The sequence below is a fragment of the Sphingomonas sp. genome, from assembly GCF_036402235.1.
GTDB lineage: Bacteria > Pseudomonadota > Alphaproteobacteria > Sphingomonadales > Sphingomonadaceae > Sphingomonas.
The window spans coordinates 1-18,058 of the sequence record NZ_DASWTG010000031.1 but is presented as its reverse complement, the minus strand read 5'-3'; the positions used below and the strand labels follow the sequence as shown (position 1 = coordinate 18,058).

Here is an 18,058-nt window from a genome sequence, read left to right as displayed (position 1 = left end):
CCGGTTCAGACCAGCGGCGGATTGAGGCGGGCAAAGCCCTCCTGCTGCCGATAGGGGGTGTGGGGGTAGGGCGGCAGCACGTCGCTCGCGGCGTCGAGCACGGCGACCTGCGCGCGGGTGAGTGACCAGCCGACGGCGCCGAGGTTCTGCCGAAGCTGCTCCTCGTTGCGCGCGCCGATGATCACCGAGGACACGGTCGGGCGCTGGAGCAGCCAGTTGATCGCGACCTGAGGCACGGTCTTGCCGGTTTCCGCGGCGACAGCCTCGATCGTGTCGATCACCTTGTAGAGATGCTCGTCCTCGACCGACGGTGCGAACTGCTCGGTATCGTGCAGGCGGCTGCCTTCGGGCACGGGCCGGTCGCGGCCGATCTTGCCGGTCAGGCGACCCCAGCCGAGCGGGCTCCACACCAGCGCGCCCACGCCCTGATCGGCGGCGAGCGGCATCAGATCCGCCTCGTACGCGCGGCCGATCAGCGAATAATAGGCCTGGTGCGCCACGAAGCGGGGCCAGCCATGCCGGTCGGCGGCGGCGAGCGCCTTCATCAGCTGCCAGCCGGGATAGTTGGAGACGCCGGCATAGCGCAGCTTGCCCTGGGCGATCAGCGTGTCGAGCGTCGCGAGCAGCTCCTCGACCGGGGTGTGCGCGTCGAAGGCGTGAAGCTGGAGCAAGTCGATATGATCGGTCCCCAGCCGCTTCAGCGACGCATCGACCGCAGCGATCAGCCGCGCGCGCGACACGCCCCAGTCGGCGGGCCCGTTGCCCATCGGCAGCCCGGTCTTGGTCGAGATCAGCACCTGATCCCGCCGCCCCTTGATCGCCTCGCCCAGCACTTCCTCCGAAGCGCCGTTCGAATAGACGTCCGCCGTGTCGAACAGATTGACCCCGGCATCGAGGCAGATGTCGATCAGCCGCCGCGCTTCAGCCGCGTCGCTGGTGCCCCATGCGCCGAACAGCGGCCCGGTGCCGCCAAAGGTGCCGGTGCCGAAGCTCAGCACGGGGACGCGCAGTCCGGAGGCACCCAGTTGCCGGTATTCCATCATATCCTCCTGATCCGCGTTCGACGCACAGATGGACGGCGAGGCCCAACCCTTGTAGGGGGCGCTCACGCGAAGGATTTTTGCAATGGACGCAAAGATGGATGGCGGCGCGGATCGCGCCCGCTCACTCGAAGTGTTCGCGGCAGTCGCCGCGCAGGGGAGCTTCTCGGCGGCTGGCCGGGTGCTCGGGCTCACCCCTTCCGCGGTCAGCCGCACCGTCGACCGGATCGAGGCGCGGCTCGGCGTGCGCCTGTTGCTGCGCACCACGCGCGCGCTCACGCTGACCGCTGAGGGGCAGGCCTATCTGGGTGCGGCCCGCCGCATCCTTACCGATCTCGACGACGCCGAGCAGGCGATCGCCGATCAGGGCGCGCCGCGCGGCCGGCTGCGGGTCAGCGCGGCGCTGTCGCACGGTCGGCTGTGCATCGTCCCGCTGCTCGGCGAGTTCGCGCGCCTCTATCCGCACATCCTGATCGACATCAGCCTCAGCGACGCGATCGTCGACGTCGCTGCGGGGCAGGCGGATGTCGCGATCCGCTTCGGCCCGCTCGCCGACAGCGGCCTTACCGCGCGCAAGCTGGGCGAGACGCGCCGCGTGATCGTCGCCTCGCCGGCCTATCTCGCGCGTCACGGCACGCCGCGCGTGCCGGAGGATCTGCACGACCATAATTGCCTCAACTTCAACTTCCGCCGAGCCGAGCCGGTCTGGCCCTTCTGCGACGGGCAAAGCGATTATGCGATGACCGTCACCGGCAACATCGAGGCGAACAATGGCGAGACGCTGGGCCAGCTCGCCGCCGCGGGGGTGGGCATCACCAGGGTCGGCGCGTTCAGCGTCGTGGACGAGATTGCCGACGGCCGGCTGATGCCCCTGCTCGAGGACTATAATCCGGGCGACATCGAGGTGATCCATGCCGTCTTCGTCGGGGGCGCCAACACCCCGGCGCGCGTCCGCGCCTTCGTCGATTTCCTTGCGGATCGCCTGCGCTGAATCCGACATGTTTTGGTCGCAAAGCCATCCTACCCAATCGCCCTCACCGGCACTCCACGTCTTTGTTCCGAGGTTCATTGTCCCAGCCGGATTCCCCAGCACCCTCAATGATCGAGCGCCTGCGCGGCCGTTTCGGCACACGCACGCGCGGCATCGCGCTCGCGCTGCTGGTCGAGCTTCTGGTCGTGCTGATGATCTTCACGCTGGCACCGGATATTGTCGGGCGCGAGGATGGCGATGCCGGGATGACGGTGTTCGGGGTGACGCCCGAGCCCGAGCCGGAAGCTGAGACCGAGGAAGCGCCCGCGCCCAGCGCCGCGCCGAACCCGGCCCGCGTCCAACCCGCCGAAACCCCGCCCGATCCCACGCCGCCGGCGCCGCAGCCGCCCGCGACGCCGGCCGAGCCGCAGCCGCCGGTGCTGCTCAACATCCCGCTTGGCCGCATGCCCGATATCGCCACGCTGCCCCGGCAGCCTGCCGCTCCAGCGGCGCCGCGCCGGTCGGCCGGCCCGCCCAATCTCGCCAGCCTGCCGGGCGACACGCCGCGCGTGGAGGGCAGGGGACCGCGCGGCGAGCCGCTCTATGCCGCAGCCTGGTATCGCGAGCCGTACGACAGCGAGCTGTCCGGCTACCTTTCCACCGCGCGCGGGCCGGGCTGGGGTCTGATCGCCTGCCGGACCGTGCCTGACTTCCGGGTCGAGGATTGCATCATGCTCGACGAATATCCCGAGGGGTCGAACATCGCGCGGGCGGTGCTTGCCGCCGCCTGGCAATTCCGCGTCCGCCCCCCGCGGCTGGGCGGCCAGCCCAAGATCGGTGAATGGGTGCGGATCCGGATCGATTACGGGATCAGGCGGCAGCCTCCACCCTGACGCCGCGGGCCGCCATCGTTGCCCGCACCGCTACCGCCGCCACCGCAAGCGCCGCGATCGCCTCCAGCGCCGGGAACGCAAATGGCAGCGCGATGATCGCCGCGGCGAACGCCGGCAGCACCCATCGCGCGGCGCCGTGCAGCGCGAACCGGTCGCGCACCAGCCATAGCGCCAGGAAATAGATGCCGAGCGGGATCGCCACGGCGAGATCGCCCGCGCGAATGCCGATCCTGGAATGGCCGGAGAGGATCTCGACCAGCACCGCGAACCCGGCGCCCACCGCGGCGCCGGAAGCGAAAACGATCAGATGGCCATAGCCCCATTGCAGCGCGCGGCCGAGCTTGTTGCTCGAAAGTTGCGGCTCGCGCGCAAAATAGAGCCACCACATCGCGAAGGTGATGACGAGAGCGGAGATGGCGGTGTGCACCAGCCGCACGTCGAAGCTGCCGTCCCATGCCTTTTCCAGCGCCATGGTCGCCGCGAGCAGCACTTCGCCCAGCACGATGATCGTCAGCAGGCCATAGCGCTCGACGATATGGTGCCGGTGCCACGGCGTCATGCCGGCGCGCTCGGCGATGGCCGGCACGGCGAGCTCGATCAGCCAGCCGAGCAGGATCAGCCCGACGAACGCGGGTACTTGCGGATCGCCGAGGAAATAGAGGCCGATCCAGTAGATCTGGGCGATCGCGATCCCTGCCGCGTAGCGCAGCGCGCAGGCCCGCCGCGCCGGATCATGCCAGGCCGCGCGCAGCCATAGCGCGATCATCGCCACGCGCATCACCGCATAGCCCGCCACGACCAGGCTGATGTCGAGATGATTGGAGAAACGCTCGGTCCCTGCGGCGATCAGCAGTGCGCCGCCCATGATCACCATCGTCAAGAGCCGGGTGAGCGCGTCGTCATTGTCATAGGCCGATGCGAACCAGGTGAAGTTCATCCACGCCCACCAGATCGCGAAGAAGGTGAACAGGTAACGTACGACGCCTTCCGCCGCATGATCGGCGGCGATCCCATGATGCAGCGATGCCGCGGCGGCGGCGATGGCGATCACCGTCACCAGATCGAACAGCAGCTCCAGCGGAGTCGCGGCGCGGTGCGGCTCGTGCGGGTCGCGCGGCGTCATCGGCCGGATCGCTGCGTGTCCTGCGGTCATGCTTCCCCCTTCCAATGTTGGAACCCATCTGCTTTGCCGTTGCGCGATGCGTTCCGAAACTTCCTTGCCGACGCCCCGCGCGATGCGCGCCGCCGATGCGGTCAGAACAGGTGCATTGCGTCACCTTTGTCAATCTGCGTGTCGCACGGGGGGGCACGCATGACTCCAGCCGCGCGCACCCAGGCAGCGATCGAGCTGCTTGATCAGATCATCCTTGCCGCCCGCGACGGCGGCGCCTCGGCCGATGTGCTGATCCAGCGCGGGTTCGCCGCGCGGCGCTATGCTGGCTCCAAGGATCGCCGCGCGATCCGCGCACTGGTCTACGACGCGATCCGGCTGTGCGGGGAGCGGCCCGAGAGCGGGCGCGCCGCGCTGCTGGCGCTCGCGGCCGGCGATCCGGCGCTGGCTTCGACCTTCGATGACTCGCCTTACGGCCCGCCGCCGATGGTGGTTGGAGAACCCGTGGCGGACACCGGAATCGCGCCGGCATGGCTGATCGCGGCGCTCGCCCTTTCGGGTATCGACACGGATCAGGCCGCCGCGCTGCTCGATCGCGCGCCGCTCGACCTCCGGGTCAACACGCTCAAGGCAGATGTGGCGCAGGTTCGTGCCGCCCTGCCCGAAGCGCTGCCGATCGATGGCATCGGCGCCGCGCTCCGCTTGCCGCCCGATACACCAGTCGAGAAGACCCAGCCCTATCGCGATGGCTGGATCGAGGTGCAGGACGCGGGCAGCCAGATCGTCACGTTGGCCGCGGGTGCGCAGCCCGGGATGCGCGTGGTCGATCTGTGCGCGGGCGGCGGAGGCAAGACGCTCGCGCTCGCCGCGGCGATGGCGAACCGGGGGGATCTGCTCGCCACCGATTCCGATCGGCCGCGACTCTCACGCCTATTGCCCCGCGCCGAGCGGGCAGGTGTGTCCACCGTCGAGACCCGCCTGCTCGATCCGGGCCGCGAAGCGGAGCCGCTGGCCGACTGGGCCGGCGCCGCGGACGTGGTGCTGATCGACGCTCCTTGCTCGGGCACCGGCACCTGGCGGCGCAATCCCGAGGCGCGCTGGCGGCTGACCCCGGCGCGGCTGGCGAAGCTGGTCGAGACGCAGGCGCGGTTGCTCGATGTCGGCGCCGCGCTGGTCCGGCCGGGCGGCACGCTGGTTCATATCGTCTGCTCGCTGCTCGATGCCGAGGGTGCCGGGCAAGTGGAGGCCTTCCTCGCGCGTCACCCCTGCTGGGCAGCCGCGCCGCTTGCGCTTCCGCTTGGAACCCCGCATGGGTCGGGCATGCGCCTTACCCCGCTGTCCCACTCGACCGACGGCTTTTTTGTCGCGAAGCTCGTGCGCGCATGATAGCCGTGCGCTTTCCACGTCCGGAGTCCCTGATGCGTATCACCTTGGTGTCTGCCGCCGCTGCGCTCGCGCTGCTCAGCGTCTCGACCTCGCTCTACGGCCAGCGTGCCGACGATCAGATCGATGCCCGCTCGGTGGCGCTGCTCGAAAGGGGCAAGGCGGCGCGTGCCGCCGGCAATCTCGACGGCGCCAACGACCTGATCGAGAGCGCGCTCGCAGTCGATCCGCGCAACCGCCAGGCATTCATCGTGCTGGCGGAGATCGCGCGGACGCAGGGCCTGCCCGGCAAGGCGATCCGCTTCTATCGCGAGGCGCTGACGCTCGAGCCCAACGACGTCGTCGCGCTGCGCGGGCAGGGCGAGGCGATGGTGCAGAAGGGCGCGGTCGAGCGGGCCAAGGAGAATCTCGCGCGGGTGAAGACGCTGTGCGGCACTGGCTGCGCGGACGCGAACCAACTCGCCGCCGCGATCGCCAAGGGTCCGCCCGCGACCGCCACCGCGCAGGCCATCCCGCCTGCGGCGGGCGAAACGAAGAAGAACTAGGCCGAAAGCGCCCGGGCGAGGGCGACGAACTCGTCCACGCTCACCGTCTCGGCGCGCCGCGTCGAATCGATTCCCAGCCCCTCGGCCGCCTCGACCGCGCCCGGAACGGCCTTGAGGCTCTGGCGCAGCATCTTGCGCCGCTGCCCGAACGCTGCCGCGGTCAGCTTCTCGAGCACCGCGAGCTTCACGCCCGGCGGTTCGGCGCCTGGCACGATGTGCACCACCGCCGACATCACCTTGGGCGGCGGAGTGAAGGCGGAGCGGTGGACCGGCATCGCGATCCTGGCCGAGCTGCGCCACTGCGCCAGTACCGCCAGCCGCCCATAGGCGCCGGTTCCCGGTGCCGCGACGATCCGCTCGGCGACCTCCTTCTGGAACATGAGCGTGAGGCTCGCCCACCAGGGCTGCCAGTCCGCCGACAGCCAGCCCACCGTCAGCGCGGTGCCTACATTGTAGGGCAGGTTGGAGGCGATGTGCGGCCTGCCCTTGAACAATGCCGGCGCATCCACGTCTAGCGCGTCGCCCTCGATCACTATGAGCTTGCCCGGAAACGCCTCGCCCAGCTCGGCCAGCGCCGGAATGCAGCGCCGGTCGCGCTCCACCGCGGTCACCGTCGCACCGGCCTGCAGCAGCGCGCGGGTCAGGCCACCCGGTCCCGGGCCCACCTCGAACACCTCCTGCCCGTTCAGGTCGCCCGGCACGCGCGCGATCCGGTCGAGCAGCTGCGAATCGAACAGGAAATTCTGCCCCAGCGCCTTGCTGGCGCTCAGCCCGTGGTTGCGGATGACCTCACGAAGCGGGGGAAGGGCGGTCACGCGCCAACGTCTGTCAGGGTGGCCAGCGCGCGCTTCTCGGCCGCCTGACCGGCCATGCGGATCGCCGCGACCATCGCCCCGGGCTCGGCCTGGTCCTGCCCGGCGATGCCGAAGGCGGTGCCGTGGTCGGGAGAGGTGCGCACGATCGGCAGCCCCAGCGTCATGTTGACGCCCTCATCGAAATGCAGCGTCTTGAGCGGCACCAGCGCCTGATCGTGATAGAGGCAGATCGCAGCGTCATAGGTCGCGCGCGCGCGTGCGTGGAACATCGTGTCGGCGGCCAGCGGCCCGACCGCGTCGACCCCCTCAGCCTGCAACTGGCGGATGGCGGGCTCCAGGATGTCGATTTCTTCCCGCCCGATCGCGCCGCCTTCACCGGCATGCGGGTTGAGCCCCGCAAAGGCGAGCCGCGGCGCCTCTATCCCGAAATTGCGGGTCAGCCCGCGCGCCGTGACCCGCGCCTTGGCGACGATCAGCTCGACGGAGATCGCTTGCGGCACGTCGGCCAACGGGACATGCGTGGTCACCGGCACCACCCGCAGCGTCGGCCCGGCGAGCATCATCACCGTATTCTCGGGCGCGATGCCGCAACGCTCCGCGACGAACTCGGTCTGCCCCGGATGGGTGAAGCCGATCCGGTACAGTTGCGCCTTGGACACTGGCCCCGTCACGACCGCGCCGGCGGCACCCGACCGGGTCAGCCCGGTGGCGAGCTCGAGGCTGTCGAGCGCGCAGCGGGCGCCGGCGTCGTCGGGCTGGCCGGGAACGATCGCCTCGGAATCGGCGACGGCGAGCACCGGAAGCGCCTCGTCGAACAGGTGGCGTGCCTCGTCGGGAGTCGCGATCGTCGCCACAGGGCCGTCCCACACCGCCGCAATCGCGCGCGGATCACCCACCGCGAAAAACAGCGGCAGCGCCTGTAGCGTGCGGTCCCGCCACGCCTTGGCGACGATCTCCGGCCCGATCCCGGCGGGATCGCCCAGAGCGACCGCAAGCGGGTGGACCGGAATGCTCATCGCTCAGCGATAGTCGATGATGGCGTCGCGGCGCAGATCACGCAGATAGCGCTGGGCGCGAAGGTTGGTGCGATTCTCCTCGATCCCCTCGCGAATCTGGTCGGGGCTGGGCAATGCGGCGGTCTTGGGGTCGTCGCGACCGCATAGCACCAGCGCACGAACGCCCTCTTCGGGAGAGCCGAAGGGCGGCGTGGATTCGCCGATCTGGAGCTTGAGCACGATGTCCTGCAGCTGCGGCGGCAGATCGCGCGCGCGCACCGAATCATTGTCCACGACCTCGGCGCCCAGCGTCTCGGCCGCCTTGCCCACCGCGCCGCAGCCAGCGGTCGATTTCAGCACCGTCGCGAACTCCGCGGCCTTTGTCTGCGCCTGTGCCTGGGTGGTGCCGGCAGGGAATTTGACGGTGAGCTGACGCAGGCTGAGCTTGGCGTCGCGCGGATCGGCCGTCAGCACCTGGCGCTTGTCCACCAGATACAGGACCGAGAAACCCCCCGGCACCTCGATCGGGCCGGCGACCTGGCCGACCTGCATCTGCTGCGCGGCTTGCGCAAGCTGCTGCGGCAACATCGCCGCGCGCACCCAGCCAAGGTCGCCACCCTGGGCACGCGTGGTCGCTTCGGAGAAGCGCGCGAAATACTCGAACGGACGGCCCTGCTGCATCTGCTGGATCATCTGCTGCATCGCCTGGAACACCTCGCCCTGCCGCTCGGGCGTGGCGGAGATGTAGATTTCGCGAAGCTGGAACTCGTCCGTCCCCTGCGCTTCCTTGAGGCGGTCGATGATCGACTTCACCTCTTCGTCACCGACGTTGATGAAGGCGCCGACTTTGCGCTGGATGACGCGCTGCCAGGCGATCTCGCCTTCGATCTGGCGCTTGAACGAGCGCTCGGACGAGCCCACTTCGCGCAGCCAGGCGCGCATCTGGTCGGGCGTGCGCTGGTAGCGGCTGGCGATCGACGCGAAGCTGCGGTCGATCTGGTCGGCGCCGATGGTGATGTCGTTCGCCTTGGCTTCCTGGATCTGGATCGTCTCGTCGGTCAGCAGGCGCAGCACCTGAAGGCGCAGCCGATCCTGCTCCTCCGCGGTCAGCTTGAGCTGGTTGAGCGCGACGAACAGCGCAAAGCGCTGGTCGATGTCGGTGCGGGTGATGACGTAGCCGTTCACGATCGCGGTCGGCTTGCGCACATTGGGATCGGGCTTGGCGAGGAGCTGGATTTCCTTCGGCAGATCGAGATTGGCGGCACTCGACGGTGTCCCCTGCTCCGCGTCGGGCGCCGGCGGCGCGGTCTGCGCGCCGATGGCGGCGCTGCCGGCAATGCCAATGATCAGAGCTGCCGAACGGCAGAACATTACGACCTTTGAAGTCATCTTCACCCGTACCTGAAGTTTGTTCCCGTTGCGGGAGTGCGGCGTTTAATCGCCAATTGTGCCTGAACTGGGGCTTAGCGTCCCAAATTCTTGAGCGCCAGCGTCAACAGGTAGCTGTTGCCGCGGCGCGCGTCGCCTGTGGTCTGGTAATCACGCTTCCAGGTGATGCCGAGACGCAGGCAATCATCCTCATATTCGACGCCCAGGCGATGCCGGATCGGCTCGAACCCGTCGGCGAGCGAGGTCGGATCCTCCTCGCCGTCGGTCAGGTCGATCACCGCCGATCCGAACACCGACCAGAAGCGCGCGACCTTCACCCGCGCGCCGACGCGCGCTTCCTCACGGTCCTGCAGATCCTCGAGCGCGAAGTCGACGTTCCGGTTGAGCCGCAGATAGCCGATCGTCGCGAAGGTATCGCGCGAGCCGACCGTCGCGTCGATCTCGTTGCGGCGCACAGCGAAATTGTCCTTGTCGAGCCGGTAGCGATGCGTGAAGGTCAGGAAATCCTTGTAGCGCACCACTGTCCGTCCGACGATGTCGGAGAGGCGATCGGTCATCCCTGTGCCGTCGGGCAGGATCGTCGGGCGGGAATCGAGGCGATAGCTCTGGCCGATATTGGCTTCGACCGACAGGCCGGGCAGATAAAGCGCGTAATCGAGCCCGAAGGTGAAGCGCGTCGAATCCTCGAACCGGTCGTAGCCGGGGAAGCGATTGAGCGCGAACAGGTTCGAATCCTCGAGATCGACCGACCGCGCGTCCTCGTTCGGGATCTCGAAATTCTTGAGCCGCGGCGCCGCGACCACCTGGAAGCGCGGCGTGATCCGTTGCACCCCGCCGAACGCCTCGCCGATCAGCGGCCATTTCATGTCGAGCGCGAGCGCGCCGATCGCGCGGCCGCGAAACCCTTCCAGCCCGCGATAGCTGATCTGGCTGGTCGAGGCGACGTCGCGCGTATTGTAGAGATCGCCGCGGCCATAGGCGGTGAGCGTGATCTCCTGGCCCCAGGCGGTGAGCTTGCGCAGGTCGTAGCGCAGCGAGGCGAAGGCGCGCTGCGTGTCCTGGCCGCTCGACCGGCTGATCGCCAGGCTGTTGACCTGAAGCTCGAACCGCCCGCCCTCGAGCAGCGACTGGCCGAAGCGGAGGCGATAGTCGATCTCGGGCAGCGCGATCGGCTGGAGGCCCTGATCTTCGGTCGGGCGCAGCGTCTGCACCGCCCAGCCGTTGATCGACAGCATCGAATTGCGGTCGATCCGCTCGACACGGATGTTGTTGCGCAGCCGGTCGTCGCTGGAGATGTCGTAGCGCCGCAGGAAGGTGCGGTCGCTGGCGACGCGGAACGATCCGCTCACGCTCCAGTTGGGATCGAGCTGGTAGCGCCCCGCCGCGTCGAGATAGCCGCGGAAGGCATATTCGCTCGACACGCTCGGCGTCGGCGAGACGAAGTCGTCGCTGCGGCGGCTGTAGGTGCCATAGCCGGTGACGCGGAAGGCGCCATTGCCGGTGAGCTGGCGGTATTCGGCCTGCACCATCGGCAGCGCACCGGTGAAGATGTGCGGCGTGACGGTGACGTCGCGATTGGGGCCGAGGCTGAAATAATAGGGCAGGGCGACTTCAAACCCGTTCACCGCGTCAAGGCGGATCGCGGGGGCGAGCAGGCCGCTGGCATTGCCCGCACCGATCGAATGGCTGAACACCGGCAGCGGCAGCGTCGCGAAGCCGAACAGCGAGACGCGCGCACCCTTGTAGCGCATGCGCTTGCGCGCGGGATCATAGACCACGCGCACCGCCGTGATCTTCCACGACGGTTCCTTGGGGCAGTTGCTGGCATCGACCACCGCGCACGGGGTATAGGCCGCGCGCTCGACATTGATCACGCCATTGGCGTCGCGCGTGCCGCGCTCGGCGGCGAGGCGGCCGCCCTGCTCGAGCACCACCAGCATGTTCTCGATCGCGCCGTCCTTGAGCGAATCGGTCAGCTCGATGCGGTCGCCATAGGCGGTGTCGCCTTCGGGGTTGGTGACGGCGATGTTGCCGGTGGCGAGGACCTGCCCGGTCTTGCGGTTCCACACCACCTTGTCGGCGCGCAGCCGGTTGCCCTCGCGGAACAGCCGCACGTCGCCGCTGACGGTGACGACGTCGCCGTCGGAATCATATTCGGCGAGATCGGCGGAGAACTGGATCTGGTCGGGGTCGTCCGGCAGCGGGCTTTCCGACGGCGGCGGCGGATCGACCGGGCGGTCCTGCAGATCCTGCGCCGCGGCACCGGGCGCGATGCACAGCGCGATCGGCAGAATCCCGGCGAGTAGCAGAGCCTTGCGCGTCACGTCCGAACCACACCCCTTTAACGCCGACCCGGCACCCGCGCCCGTTGCGCACTTACCCGCCAACCCTATTGCACCGCGCGCGCGGCTTCGCAATCACCGGGCTTTGCCGTTCGCCGCGCACTGGCCTAGAGAGGCCTCAAACCGCCAAAGAACGACAACGATCCACAGGAACAGGAAGCTTCATGCACGTAACATTCGCCGCCGCTCGCCCCGTTGACGCGGGCGTCATCGCTCTGCCGGTCGAGAAGGACGGGCTCGATCGCGTTCCCGCCGGGGTGCTGGACGATGCGACGCTGGCGCTGGCGCGCGGCGCGGCGAGGGCCGGCCGGTTCGAGGGCGAGGCAGGATCGATCGTGGAGATTTTCGTGCCCGGCGGGGAGGGCGCCAACCGCGTCTTGCTGCTGGGCGTCGGCGCGGGCGGCGAAGCGGATTACGAGCGCGCGGGCGGCGCGCTGACCGCGCGGTTCCTGACCTCGGGCGTCACGTCGATCGCCGTCGATTTCGCCAGCCTGGGCGGTGCGCCCAATGCGCGCGCGGCCGCGCGCCTCGCCGCGGCGGCAGTGCAACGCGGCTGGCGCCACGACGTCTATCGCACGCGCCTGACCGACAAGCAGAAGCCGACGCTGGAGGAGATCGTCCTCGCCAATGCGGGCGATGGCAGCGAGGCGGCCTATGCCGAGCAGGCTGCGGTCACCGAGGGACTCGAGCTGACCCGTGGCCTTGTCTCCGATCCGCCCAACATCGTCTATCCCGAGACCTTCGTCGAGCGCTGCCGTCACCTGACCGAGCTGGGCGTCGAGATCGAGGTGCTCGACCGCGCTGCGATGGAGAAGCTGGGCATGGGCGCGTTGCTCGGCGTGGCACAGGGATCGGTGCGCGAGGCGCGGCTGCTGGCGATGCGCTGGAACGGCAAGGGTGAAGGCCCAGAGTCCGACAGCGTCGACCTCGCGCTGGTCGGCAAGGGCGTGACCTTCGACACCGGCGGCATCTCGATCAAACCGGCCGCGGGCATGGAGGACATGAAGTGGGACATGGGCGGGGCCGGCGCCGTCGCGGGCGCGATGAAGGCGCTCGCCACCCGCAAGGCCAAGGCCAACGTCATCGGCGTGTGCGGGCTGGTCGAGAACATGCCCGACGGCAATGCGCAGCGCCCGGGCGACATCGTGACGTCGATGTCGGGCCAGACGATCGAGGTGATCAACACCGACGCCGAGGGCCGTCTGGTGCTTTGCGACGCGATCACCTGGGTTCAGAGGGTGCATGCGCCCAAGACGATCGTCGATCTCGCCACGCTGACCGGCGCGATGATCATCAGCCTGGGCAGCGAGCATGGCGGCCTGTTCGCCAATGACGACGGGCTTGCCGACGAACTGCTCGCCGCCGGCCGCGCGACGGGCGACCTGCTGTGGCGCTTCCCGCTCGGCGACGCCTACAACAAGCTGATCGACAGCCCGATCGCGGACATGAAGAATGTCGGCCCCCGCGGCGCCGGATCGATCACCGCCGCGCAGTTCATCCAGCGCTTCGTCGATGAGGGCGTGCGCTGGGCGCATCTCGACATCGCCGGCATGGTGTGGGCGGACAAGCCGGGCAGCACCTATGACAAGGGTGCCACCGGCTATGGCGTGCGCCTGCTCGACCGTTTCGTTCGCGACAATTTCGAGCGCTGAGGCCGAAGTTGCAGGTCGATTTCTACCATCTCACCGTGACGCCGCTGGAGCGGGCGCTCCCCGGCATCGCGGTGAAGGTGGTGGAGAGCGGCCAGCGGCTGCTGATCGTCTCCGCCGACGCGCACCAGCGCCAGCGGATCGACGGATCGCTCTGGACCTGGCAGGCCGAGAGCTTCTTGCCCCATGCGCAGGCCGGGGCCGGGCACGACAAGGTGCAGCCGGTGCTGATCGCGGGCGAGGTGGCGCCCGCCAACGGCGCGCGCTTCGTCGCGCTGATCGATGGCGAATGGCGCGATGCGGCGCTGGAGTTCGACCGGGCCTTCCACTTCTTCGACGGCGACAAGATCATCGAGGCGCGCGCGGCGTGGAAGGGGCTGGCCGACCGCGAAGGGGTCGAGCGGCGCTACTGGAAGCAAGACGAAAACGGCCGCTGGGGGCGAGCAGCTTAGACTCTTCAATCCTCCCCCTGGCGGGGAGGATTGATAAGCTGAATATCTAGGCGCCCGTCCGCAGCGGCACCCGGCACAGCTGGTCCGAAGCGGTGATGAACAGGCTGTTCCCGCCCTCGCCGACGCAGGCGTTGGCGATCGGCTTGCCCGTGCCGATGATGCCGAGCAACTCGCCGTCGGGCGAGAGGATGTGGATGCCGCCGGGGCCGCTTGCGAACAGATGCCCGTTCGGAGCGACGTCCATGCCGTCCGGAGCGCCCGGCAGCCCCGCATCCTGCTCGCGGCGCATATCGCGGAACACGCGCACGCCCTCCTGCATGCCGCGTGCGTCGAGCGCATAAGCCAGGATGTGCGGCCGATCGCGGTCCGACAGCGCCAGATAGAGCGTGCGCTCGTCAGGCGAGAGGCCGACCCCGTTCGGCTTGCGCTGCGTGCGGTCGAGCACGGTCAGCGTGCCGTCGGGGTCCAGCCGGTACAGTCCGGCAAAGTCGAGTTCGCGCACCGGCGATTCGTCCATGCCTTCCAGCCCATAGGTCGGATCGGTGAAGTAGATCGCGCCGGACCTGGTCACCACCAGATCGTTGGGGCTGTTGAATCGCTTTCCCTCGAACCGGTCGGCCAACACCGTACGCCGCCTGGTGGCGAGATCGACCCGGACCAGCGCGCGCGAGCCGCTGTCGGCGAGCAGCAGCCGGCCCTGCCGGTCGAGCGCAAGCCCGTTGGCACCGGGCTCGCGGATCGTCGCCGGCACGACGCCTTGGAAGCCGGAGGGCGACAGGAACGGCTTCGCACCGTTCGTGCGATCCCAACGGTGCACGACATTCTTGGGCACGTCGGAAAACAGCAGATAGTCGCCCTGCGGCACCCATAGCGGCCCCTCGCTCCAGGTGTAGCCGCCCGCCAGCACCTCGATCCTTGCAGTCGGGGGAATGATGCGGTCGAGCCGCGGGTCGAGCCGGGTGATGCCTGCGCTCTTTGCGGCCGGCAGCTGCGCCAGCCCCGCGGAGCAGGCGAGCCCGGCCCCAAGTCCAGCGACGACGGCGCGACGGCCGGGATTGTGCATGCGCTTCCCCTGCATTGGTTCGGCCGGGACGATAGGGTCGCCGCCGCGCCGGGGCAATGTCCGCCGCCGGTGCCGCTTCCCCTTGCCACCGCCGCCGCGCCCGACTAGAGGCCCGCGCAATCCCCACCCCCAAATACAGGAGCCGCACGGCCATGGCCGCGAACCGGACCTTTTCGATCATCAAGCCCGACGCCACCCGCCGCAACCTGACCGGCGCGGTCACCAAGATGCTGGAGGAAGCCGGCCTGCGCGTCGTCGCCTCGAAGCGCATCCAGATGACCCGCGAGCAGGCCGAGGGCTTCTACGGCGTCCACCGCGAGCGCCCCTTCTTCAACGACCTGGTCGAGTTCATGATCTCGGGCCCGGTGGTCGTGCAGGTGCTGGAAGGCGAGAACGCCGTGCAGCGCAACCGCGACATCATGGGCGCGACCAACCCGGCCAATGCCGAGCCGGGCACGATCCGCAAGGAGCTGGCCGAATCGATCGAGGCGAACTCGGTCCACGGTTCGGACTCGGACGAGAATGCGGCGATCGAGATCGCGTTCTTCTTCAAGCCGGAAGAAATCGTCGGCTGATTTCGGGCGCAAGCCTGAATGACAAGGGCAGGCCTCTCCCCGTGCGGGAGGGGCCTTTCTCTTTTGGCTCAGGCGGGCCGCTTGAGGCGCGCGGCTTCCTGCGCCCATAGCGCGTCGATGCGCGCCAGGTCGCCGCCGCGCTCGCGGATCCGTGCGGCTTCGATGCGCAGCTCGCGGCCCTTGAGCATACGGCCGCTGGTGCGCCACACCAGCTCGACGATCGCGCGGTCCTGCCGGGTCGCGTCGCCGGCGCGGTAGCTGACGGTCACCAGCACCGGCAACCGCCCTTCGCGCTCGTCCGCGCCCTTGTCGGTCGCGGCCAGCACCGCGTCGCTGAACCAGTCCGCTTCGATCCGCGGCAGCACCGGCGCCTGCGCGCCGACGCCGAGCGCCTTGGGAAAGGCGATGGCGGTATCTAGGATCTCGTGCGCGGGGTCGCTCAGCGCGGCCTGGCGCCCGCCTTCGGCCACGCTGGCGCGCAGGTCGAGCCGGGTCTCGGCCGCCTTGGCCGTGCTGGCTTCGGTTGCCTTGCGGCTCGCCTCGTCGCGCTTGTCGGCCCAGCTCAGCCACAGCGAGACGCCGGCGATGACCACGCCTGCCACGGCCACCAGCTCGCCGATCGTCAGCCAGCGGCGGCGGATCGCGCGGGCCTCGGCTTCTTCCGCAGGAGTCTCGTTCATGCCCCGCTGCATATCGTCCGGGGCGGGCAGAGTCACCGCCGCGGCAGCGTGATCGTGGCGGAGAGGCCGCCGCCCTCGCGGTTGGCCAGCGCGATGTCGCCCCCCGCCTCGCGCACGATCGCACGGGCGAGGGTGAGGCCGAGGCCGACGCCGCCGGTGGTGCGGTTGCGCGAAGGGTCGAGCCGGGTGAAGGGATCGAACACCGCGGCGATCTGGTCCGCCGGAATGCCGGGGCCGCGATCGGCGACCTCGATCCGCACCGTATCGGGATCGGCGGTCAGCGCCACCTCGCCCGCGCCGCCATATTTGACCGCGTTCTCGATCAGGTTGCGCACCGCGCGGCGCATCAGCGCGGGCCGCAGGCGGACGATCAGCCGCTGGCCGTCCTGATAGGCGACGGCGTGGCCGAGGTCACGGAAATCGTCGACCACCGCGTCGATCAGCGCCGACAGGTCGGTCTCGGTCGGCGGCTCGCTCGGGCGGCCGAGACGCGCGAGGCTGAGGATGTCGTCGAGCGTGCGGTTCATCTCGTCGATCGTGTCGGCCATGCGTGCGCGATCCTCGTCGTCGTCGACCGATTCGATGCGCACGCGCAGCGCGGCAAGGGGGGTGCGCAGGTCGTGCCCGATCGCGCCGAGCATCTGGTCCTTCTCATCGAGCATCGCGGTCACGCGCTGGCCGAGCGCGTTATAGGCGCCGATCACCGCGCGCACGTCGCTGGGACCCGCCTCCGCCACCGGTTCCGCCTCGACCCCCGGCCGGAACCGCCGCGCTGCGCCGGCAAGGGCATGCAGGGGACGCGAGATCCGGCGGGTGGCCCAGAGCACCGGCAGCAGCATGATGACGTAGAGGATGAGGGTCTGGCCGGCGAGCAGCCAGAACAGGCGCCGCGGGCTGCCTTCCCATGGTGCGATGGTGGTCACCCAGCCTTTGCCGGGCAGCTCGATGGCGATCAGCAAGGTCGGGGACGGGCGCTTGTTGCGCAGCCGGCGGCGATCCTCGAAGGGCAGCGGCTCGTCCGAGACCGGGCGCAGGCCGGTATCGATGCGCCCCGCGGTCACGCCCTGCTCCGCGAGCTGGCGGCGCAGTTCCTCCTGCACCTCGGGTCGGCGCTCGAGATGGGGCGGAATGGGGTTGCCCGGCGCGCGGCGGATCCGCCCGCGGTCCTGCGGGATCGGGCGGCCGTTCTGCGCCTCGCGCTCGAGCGCATCGGCGACGCGCGTCGCGACCGGCCGGGTCGCCTGGGCCAGCCGGAAACTGGCGCGGTCGCGCAGCGCGAGGCCGAAATTGAGCGCCTGCGCCAGGAACAGCGCCAGCGCGACCACCAGCGCCATCTGCCCCATCATGCTGCGGGGCCAAAGGCTGATGCGCTTCATAGCCGGGTGACGTCGCTCGCCAGCGTGTATCCGCCGCCCCATACGGTCTTGATCAGCGTGGGGTTCTTCGCGTCCGGCTCGATCTTCTTGCGCAACCGGCTGACCTGATTGTCGATCGCGCGATCGAACGCCGCCGCCTCGCGCCCCTGCGTCAGGTCGAGCAGCTGGTCGCGGGTCAGCACCGCGCGCGGGCGCATCACCAGCGCGAGCAGCAGGTTGTACTCGCCCGTGGAGAGCGGGACGGACACGCCGTCGCGGTCGACCAGCGCGCGCTCGCCGGTCTTGAGCACCCAGCCGGAAAAGGCGAAGCTGCCGCTTTCGGGCGCGTGCTGGCGTGTGCCGCCCGCCTGCATCCGGCGCAGCACCACCTTGATCCGCGCCGCCAGCTCGCGCGGGCTGAACGGCTTCACGACATAGTCGTCCGCGCCCATCTCCAGCCCCACGATCCGGTCGGTCTCCTCGCTTTTGGCGGTGAGCAGGATCACCGGCGTCTCGCTGGTCGCGCGGATATGGCGGCAAAGGCTGAGGCCGTCCTCGCCCGGCATCATGATGTCGAGCACGACCAGGTCGATCGAATAGGCCGAGAGCCGCGCGCGGGCAGCTTCCGCGTCGCCCACCTGGGTGACGCGAAAATTCTGCTTGGTGAGATATTGCGCCAGCGGCTCGCGGATCGAACGCTCGTCGTCGACGAGCAGCAAATGCGGGGTCTCTGCGGTCATCTCTGCATCGGTAGCAGATTCGCTGGGCACCGGAAGTGGCCGGCGGGCGGCACCGAGGAGG

The 18,058-nt window shown here is 69.3% G+C and carries 17 protein-coding genes; 7 read left to right on the top strand and 10 right to left on the bottom strand.

What is annotated here, in order from left to right; genetic code table 11:
* Window positions 1-5 precede the first annotated feature (5 nt).
* Window positions 6-1,040, bottom strand: a complete 1,035-nt coding sequence (locus VGD28_RS06315) for an aldo/keto reductase (RefSeq protein WP_331027484.1) — start codon at window positions 1,038-1,040, stop codon at window positions 6-8.
* An 85-nt stretch (window positions 1,041-1,125) separates the two neighbouring features.
* Here VGD28_RS06315 and VGD28_RS06310 point away from each other — a divergent pair, with 85 nt between their 5' ends.
* Window positions 1,126-2,031 carry a LysR family transcriptional regulator gene (locus VGD28_RS06310; protein ID WP_331027483.1) on the top strand — a complete coding sequence of 302 codons (906 nt, stop codon included), beginning with the start codon at window positions 1,126-1,128 and terminating at the stop codon, window positions 2,029-2,031.
* 107 nt (window positions 2,032-2,138) lie between these two features.
* Window positions 2,139-2,903 (top strand): hypothetical protein, encoded by a 765-nt coding sequence (locus tag VGD28_RS06305; RefSeq protein ID WP_331027482.1) that lies wholly within the window; start codon window positions 2,139-2,141, stop codon window positions 2,901-2,903.
* On the opposite strand, the gene VGD28_RS06300 is transcribed toward VGD28_RS06305, so the two are convergent.
* Window positions 2,881-4,056: a low temperature requirement protein A gene (locus tag VGD28_RS06300; RefSeq protein WP_331027481.1), complete on the bottom strand. Its 1,176-nt coding sequence runs from the start codon at window positions 4,054-4,056 to the stop codon at window positions 2,881-2,883. The two genes, VGD28_RS06305 and VGD28_RS06300, sit on opposite strands and share 23 nt — an antisense overlap.
* 159 nt (window positions 4,057-4,215) lie before the next feature.
* Between VGD28_RS06300 and VGD28_RS06295 the strand changes: the two genes are divergently transcribed.
* The gene (locus VGD28_RS06295) at window positions 4,216-5,400 is read left to right on the top strand and encodes an RsmB/NOP family class I SAM-dependent RNA methyltransferase (RefSeq protein ID WP_331027480.1); all 1,185 of its coding nucleotides are present in this window, start codon (window positions 4,216-4,218) and stop codon (window positions 5,398-5,400) included.
* 32 nt (window positions 5,401-5,432) lie between these two features.
* Window positions 5,433-5,942 carry a tetratricopeptide repeat protein gene (locus VGD28_RS06290; protein WP_331027479.1) on the top strand — a complete coding sequence of 170 codons (510 nt, stop codon included), beginning with the start codon at window positions 5,433-5,435 and terminating at the stop codon, window positions 5,940-5,942.
* On the opposite strand, the gene rsmA is transcribed toward VGD28_RS06290, so the two are convergent.
* The 4 genes from rsmA to VGD28_RS06270 form a co-directional block, all read right to left on the bottom strand.
* Window positions 5,939-6,757 carry a 16S rRNA (adenine(1518)-N(6)/adenine(1519)-N(6))-dimethyltransferase RsmA gene (gene rsmA, locus VGD28_RS06285; RefSeq protein ID WP_331027478.1) on the bottom strand — a complete coding sequence of 273 codons (819 nt, stop codon included), beginning with the start codon at window positions 6,755-6,757 and terminating at the stop codon, window positions 5,939-5,941. The two genes, VGD28_RS06290 and rsmA, sit on opposite strands and share 4 nt — an antisense overlap.
* Window positions 6,754-7,773 (bottom strand): 4-hydroxythreonine-4-phosphate dehydrogenase PdxA, encoded by a 1,020-nt coding sequence (gene pdxA, locus VGD28_RS06280; protein ID WP_331027477.1) that lies wholly within the window; start codon window positions 7,771-7,773, stop codon window positions 6,754-6,756. The genes rsmA and pdxA overlap by 4 nt, the downstream gene beginning before the upstream one ends.
* Before the next feature lie 3 nt (window positions 7,774-7,776).
* Window positions 7,777-9,123, bottom strand: coding sequence for a peptidylprolyl isomerase (locus VGD28_RS06275; RefSeq protein WP_331027476.1), 1,347 nt, complete (start codon window positions 9,121-9,123; stop codon window positions 7,777-7,779).
* Between the two features lie 92 nt (window positions 9,124-9,215).
* Window positions 9,216-11,465, bottom strand: coding sequence for an LPS-assembly protein LptD (locus VGD28_RS06270; protein ID WP_331027475.1), 2,250 nt, complete (start codon window positions 11,463-11,465; stop codon window positions 9,216-9,218).
* A 182-nt stretch (window positions 11,466-11,647) separates the two neighbouring features.
* Between VGD28_RS06270 and VGD28_RS06265 the strand changes: the two genes are divergently transcribed.
* Window positions 11,648-13,135, top strand: coding sequence for a leucyl aminopeptidase (locus VGD28_RS06265; RefSeq protein ID WP_331027474.1), 1,488 nt, complete (start codon window positions 11,648-11,650; stop codon window positions 13,133-13,135).
* An 8-nt stretch (window positions 13,136-13,143) separates the two neighbouring features.
* Entirely contained in the window at window positions 13,144-13,584 is a 441-nt protein-coding gene (locus VGD28_RS06260; protein ID WP_331027473.1) for a DNA polymerase III subunit chi, read from the top strand.
* 46 nt (window positions 13,585-13,630) lie between these two features.
* Here VGD28_RS06260 and VGD28_RS06255 read toward each other — a convergent pair whose 3' ends face one another.
* Window positions 13,631-14,647, bottom strand: coding sequence for an SMP-30/gluconolactonase/LRE family protein (locus VGD28_RS06255; RefSeq protein WP_331027472.1), 1,017 nt, complete (start codon window positions 14,645-14,647; stop codon window positions 13,631-13,633).
* A 152-nt stretch (window positions 14,648-14,799) separates the two neighbouring features.
* Between VGD28_RS06255 and ndk the strand changes: the two genes are divergently transcribed.
* Window positions 14,800-15,222 carry a nucleoside-diphosphate kinase gene (ndk, locus tag VGD28_RS06250; protein ID WP_331027471.1) on the top strand — a complete coding sequence of 141 codons (423 nt, stop codon included), beginning with the start codon at window positions 14,800-14,802 and terminating at the stop codon, window positions 15,220-15,222.
* Window positions 15,223-15,290: 68 nt separating this feature from the next.
* Here ndk and VGD28_RS06245 read toward each other — a convergent pair whose 3' ends face one another.
* From VGD28_RS06245 to VGD28_RS06235, 3 genes are read right to left on the bottom strand one after another with little or no spacing between them, the layout of a single operon-like run.
* Window positions 15,291-15,902 carry a hypothetical protein gene (locus tag VGD28_RS06245; protein WP_331027470.1) on the bottom strand — a complete coding sequence of 204 codons (612 nt, stop codon included), beginning with the start codon at window positions 15,900-15,902 and terminating at the stop codon, window positions 15,291-15,293.
* Between the two features lie 32 nt (window positions 15,903-15,934).
* Window positions 15,935-17,278: a HAMP domain-containing sensor histidine kinase gene (locus VGD28_RS06240; RefSeq protein WP_331027469.1), complete on the bottom strand. Its 1,344-nt coding sequence runs from the start codon at window positions 17,276-17,278 to the stop codon at window positions 15,935-15,937.
* Window positions 17,275-17,997, bottom strand: coding sequence for a response regulator (locus VGD28_RS06235; protein ID WP_331027468.1), 723 nt, complete (start codon window positions 17,995-17,997; stop codon window positions 17,275-17,277). Before VGD28_RS06235 ends, VGD28_RS06240 begins: the two co-directional genes overlap by 4 nt.
* Window positions 17,998-18,058 lie beyond the last annotated feature (61 nt).